Here is a 4,387-nt window from a genome sequence, read left to right as displayed (position 1 = left end):
GGGCCGGCGTGCGCAACGTCGACGGGGGCTGCTGCTTCGAGATCGCCCTCCCGGCGCCGCGGGCGGCCTCGCCCGCGTAGCCGTGGCTGCCGATTCCGGACCGGGGAGACATGCATGGCCGACCACTATCCGTACCGCATCGCGACCAGGGCAGGGGACCTGACGCTGATCTGGCGGCCCGGAGCGGACGATGCCCCCGATGCGCTCATGGTGGACGAACGCGGGAGGCTCCTCGCCTTCCGCGACCTCACGGCGCTGCGGGAATGCTGCCGCCGCAACGGCTGGGAGGTCGTCTGGGAGGGTGAGGCCACGCTCGATCTGGCCGTCGTACGGCGGTGGGTCGAGCATCCCGGCCTTGGCTCCGCTCCGGCGGGACTGCTGCTGGACGCGTGGAACCTCTTCGAGGACCTCTCGCACAGCCTGCCGACCGGCCCGCCCCTGCCGTCCCAAGGGCCGGTCCACGACAGTGCTTACGAGAAGATCTTCGGCGGCGCTGCTCTCGACCCGGCTGCGGGGGAGGGAGCCTGTACGGGCGAGGAGACCGCGGCCGTGCGCGAACTCCTCCGCGCGGGGCTGGACCTCTGGGACGAGGCCGTGCGCTGAGGTTTCATCCGCCGGCTCACGCCCGCAGGGGCGCGGCGGCGAACTCCTTCATCCCCGTGCGGAACGGCACTTGTGGGCGCCAGCCGAGTTCGGTCCGTAGCCGGGCGGAGTCCGCGGTGATGTGCCGGACGTCGCCGAGCCGGTACTCGCCCGTCACCACCGGTGCCGGGCCGCCGTACGCCTCCGCGAGGGCCTGCGCCATCTCGCCGACCGTCCGGGGCTCGCCGCTGCCCACGTTGTATGCGCGGGTGCTGCCGGGCGTCCTGGCGGGGAGGGCGGCCAGGGCGGCCAGGTTGGCTGCGGCGACGTCGTCGACGTGGACGAAGTCGCGCCGCTGGCTGCCGTCCTCGAACACCCTGGGCGCCTCGCCGCGTGCGAGCGCCGAGCCGACCAAGGACGGGCCGAGCGCCGGCATCACCATGACCACCGCGCTCGCCTCGCTGCTGTCCGGCCGCAAGGTGCGCACGGACGTGGCGATGACGGGCGAGGTGTCGCTGACCGGGCGGGTGCTGCCGATCGGCGGGGTGAAGCAGAAGCTGCTCGCGGCCGACCGGGCCGGCGTCACCACGGTGATCATCCCCAAGCGCAACGAGGCCGACCTGGATGACGTCCCGGCCGAGGTGCTGGAGCGGCTCACCGTGCACCCGGTGGCGGACGTCCGTGAGGTGCTCAAGCTGGCTCTGGAGCCGGCCGAGGTGCTCGTCGTCGCCGCCTGACGGGTGCTCAAGGGCCGGGCGGAGCAGCGCGACTGCTCCGCCCGGCCTTTGCCCATTGGGCGAGACGCGGCTTGTGAGACGGGGCGTCAGTGCGAGATGCTGGCCGGGTGAACCGCCACGCGCACCTGAGCCGTCGACTGGACGTCGACCTGGCCCGCGCGTGCTCGGCGATCTGTCACCGCGTCCGTTGAGTGCGGTGATCCACCCGACGCCCCCGCCGGGAACCCCCAACGGGTGGCCGCACCGCCATGCGCCCACGCCCGCCCGTTCACCCGAGGGGACACCTCCATGCGCCTCGCGCTGCCCTCCCGAGCCGTCGCCGCCTTCGCGGCCGCGGCCCTGCTCGCCCTCGCGGCCCCGGCCCCGGCCCGCGCCGCCACGCCCTTCGGCACGCTGCCGCCGCACAACCCGTACGCGGGCCCCGACGGCACCGCCACCATGCACGGCGACACCGGCTCCTCGGACGCCACCCGGCTGCCCGGGCCCGCGGCCGGCCCGCTCACCTCGCACCGCACGGCCCTGCAGTCCGCGTGCCCGACCGTGCTGGTCGGCTACGACGGCTTCCCGGTCGCGCTCTGCACCACGATCATCGGGCGCACCCCGACCGTCCACCTGCTCGACCCGGACGACGGCGAGTCGCTCGCCGAACTCCCGCTCGCCAAGGGCTCGTTGCTCGGCGGCGTGTACGCCTACCTGGACGACCGGGACCGCCTGGTGGCGGTCGACGGCCACGGCGACCTGCTGCGGATCGGCCACCACCGCACCGCCGACGGCGACTGGGAGCTGACGGTGGACGGCCGCCTCCCGCTGGCCGGGGCGATCCCGGCCGGCGACGCCGTCGTCGGCATCTCGCCGGACTGGCAGGGCCGGGTCTGGTTCGCCACCGGCGGCGGGGTCGTCGGCACCGCGGACGACCGCACCGGCGCCGTCCGCCGGATGGCCCTGCCCGCCGGGGAACGCATCGCCAACTCGATCTCAACCGCCCCGGCCGGCACCCTGGTGGCCACCACCCACGCCACCTACCTGCTCACCGCCGACGCCGACGGCACCCCGCGGACCGCCTGGCGGCAGGCGTACGACCGCGGGCCCGGCCGCAAGCCCGGCCAGCTGAGCTGGGGCACCGGCTCGACCCCGACCTTCTTCGGCCCGCGCACCGGCACCGACTACACGACCATCGTCGACAACGCCGCGCCGACCGTGAACCTGCTGGTCTACCGCACCTCCGACGGCTCGCCGGTCTGCTCGGTGCCGGTGCTCAGGGCCGGCGGCAGCGGCAGCGAGAACTCCCCGATAGGCGCCGGGAACAGCGTCTTCATCAGCAGCACCAACGGCTACCCCTACCCCGCGCTGCCCGCAGACGCCGGGCCGAGCGTGCCCGCCTCCGCCGCCTTCCGCGGCGGCCTCAGCCGGGTCGACGTACGGCCCGACGGCTCCGGCTGCGACCTGGTCTGGGACACCACCGTGCGCTCCTCCGCCGTCCCGCGGCTCTCCACCGCCGACGGACTGATCCACACCATCCTGCGCAAGCCGCTGATCCCCGGCACCACCGCCACGTCGATCCTCGACCCGTACTACTACGCCGAGGTCGACCCGGCCACCGGCACCGTCGGGCGCACCAAGTTCCTGGGGGCGGGCTTCCTCGTCGACACGCTGCAGATGGTGGGCTCCATCGCCCCGGGCGGCGTGGTCTACCAGGGCACGATCACCGGCGTCCTGAGGATCTCCGCGCAGTGACGAGGGGGGACGGCGCACACCCCGTGCGAGACTGCGAGGATGCCGTCCCCCACTCAGCGCGTCCTGGCCCGGGTACCGGCGAGGCTGCGCCCGTTCCTGGTGCGCCACCGCAGGCTGGTGAAGTTCCTGCTGGTCGGCGGCAGCTGCTTCGTGCTCACCACGGTGATCAACTTCGAGCTGAAGTTCACCGTCCTGGCGCACAAGCCGGTGGTCGCGCTGACCATCGCGACCGTGATCGCCACCGTCGTCTCCTACGTGCTGAACCGCAGCTGGGCCTTCCGGGCCCACGGGCGGCGGCGCGAGGCGGTGCTGTTCTTCCTGGTCAGCGCGGTGGCGATCGCCGTCAACGACGTGCCGCTGGCGCTCTCGCGGTACGTCCTCGACCTGCGCGAGCCGTACGTCGACGCGTTCACCCAGGAGGTCGCGGACTTCCTCAGCGGCATGATCGTGGGCACCTTCGTGGCGATGCTCTTCCGGTTCTGGGCGATGCAGCGCTGGGTGTTCACCCGCCTCGCCGAGCCCGCCACCACCGGGACGCAGCCGCCCCTCGAACACGGTTACGCTGCACACGAGACGTCCCGGGAGGTGCCCGGGGCGAGGTGAGCGGGGTGACCGTGATGCGGGAGCCGGAAGGTGTCCGGACCGGGCCCGCCAGTCAGCAGGGCATGCGCCGGGCCAACCTGGCGCTGGTGCTCGGCGTGATCGCCCGCGCCCCGCGCTCCCGCGCCGAGGTGGCCGCCGAGACCGGGCTGACCAGGGCCGCGGTCTCCTCGCTCGCCGAGGAGCTGATCGCCGGCGGCCTGGTGGTCGAGGAGGGCCCGGCCGCGCCGAGCGGCAAGGTCGGCCGCCCCGGCACCGCGCTCGGCCTCAACCCGCGCGGGCCCGGCGGCCTCGGCGCCGAGATCGGCGTCGAGCACCTCGGCGCCTGCGTGGTGGACCTGCGCGGCGAGGTCGTCGCCTGGCGCCGCCAGGAGATCCGCAACCGGGGCCGCTCGCCCGCCGCCGTCATGGCCGACCTCGCCGAACTGCTGCGCCGGGCCGTCACCGACGCGGGCCTGCGCCCGGCCGCGCTCGCGCTCGCCGTGCCCGGACTGGTCGCCACCTCCGGCGGCGTGCTCCAGCGCGCCGCCAACCTCGGCTGGCGCGACGTGCCGCTCGCCGCCGAACTGCGCCTCGCGCTGCGCGCGGCCGGCTCGGACGACCTCGCGGAGCTCGCGATCGACGCGGACAACGAGGCCAACCTGGGCGGGCTCGCCGAACTCTGGCTGGGCGGCGGCCCGGACCACTTCCTGCACGTCTCCGCCGAGGCCGGCGTCGGCTCGGCGATCGTGATC

General features: G+C 74.6%; 4 protein-coding genes and 2 pseudogenes. 5 read left to right on the top strand and 1 reads right to left on the bottom strand.

All coding sequences use genetic code 11. From position 1 onward, the window contains the following. Nucleotides 1-114 precede the first annotated feature (114 nt). Nucleotides 115-603: a hypothetical protein gene (locus AB0O00_RS30905; protein WP_363657365.1), complete on the top strand. Its 489-nt coding sequence runs from the start codon at nucleotides 115-117 to the stop codon at nucleotides 601-603. A gap of 16 nt (nucleotides 604-619) precedes the next feature. Here AB0O00_RS30905 and AB0O00_RS30900 read toward each other — a convergent pair. Beyond that, nucleotides 620-988 (bottom strand): annotated as a pseudogene (locus tag AB0O00_RS30900) (NAD-dependent epimerase/dehydratase family protein); the annotation flags it as partial. A gap of 7 nt (nucleotides 989-995) precedes the next feature. Here AB0O00_RS30900 and AB0O00_RS30895 point away from each other — a divergent pair. From AB0O00_RS30895 to AB0O00_RS30880, 4 genes and pseudogenes are all read left to right on the top strand, one after another. Continuing rightward, nucleotides 996-1,319 (top strand): annotated as a pseudogene (locus AB0O00_RS30895) (S16 family serine protease); the annotation flags it as partial. Nucleotides 1,320-1,607: 288 nt separating this feature from the next. Further along, on the top strand, nucleotides 1,608-3,053 hold the full coding sequence (locus tag AB0O00_RS30890; protein WP_363657364.1) for a hypothetical protein: 1,446 nt from the start codon (nucleotides 1,608-1,610) through the stop codon (nucleotides 3,051-3,053). 39 nt (nucleotides 3,054-3,092) lie between these two features. Then, nucleotides 3,093-3,656, top strand: coding sequence for a GtrA family protein (locus AB0O00_RS30885; RefSeq protein ID WP_363657362.1), 564 nt, complete (start codon nucleotides 3,093-3,095; stop codon nucleotides 3,654-3,656). A 14-nt stretch (nucleotides 3,657-3,670) separates the two neighbouring features. Beyond that, nucleotides 3,671-4,387: ROK family protein (locus AB0O00_RS30880; RefSeq protein ID WP_363657367.1), on the top strand; the 717-nt coding region annotated here is incomplete at its 3' end.

The sequence above is a fragment of the Kitasatospora sp. NPDC093558 genome, from assembly GCF_040683475.1.
In the GTDB taxonomy this organism is placed as follows: domain Bacteria; phylum Actinomycetota; class Actinomycetes; order Streptomycetales; family Streptomycetaceae; genus Kitasatospora.
The sequence above is the reverse complement of the archived record's forward strand: the minus strand, read 5'-3'. Positions and strand labels throughout refer to the sequence as shown.

What these genes read in the sequence shown, in the direction of transcription:
- AB0O00_RS30905 (WP_363657365.1), top strand. Translation starts at nt 115, where the DNA reads ATGGCCGACCACTATCCGTACCGCATCGCGACCAGGGCAGGGGACCTG.
- AB0O00_RS30890 (WP_363657364.1), top strand. Translation starts at nt 1,608, where the DNA reads ATGCGCCTCGCGCTGCCCTCCCGAGCCGTCGCCGCCTTCGCGGCCGCG.
- AB0O00_RS30885 (WP_363657362.1), top strand. Translation starts at nt 3,093, where the DNA reads ATGCCGTCCCCCACTCAGCGCGTCCTGGCCCGGGTACCGGCGAGGCTG.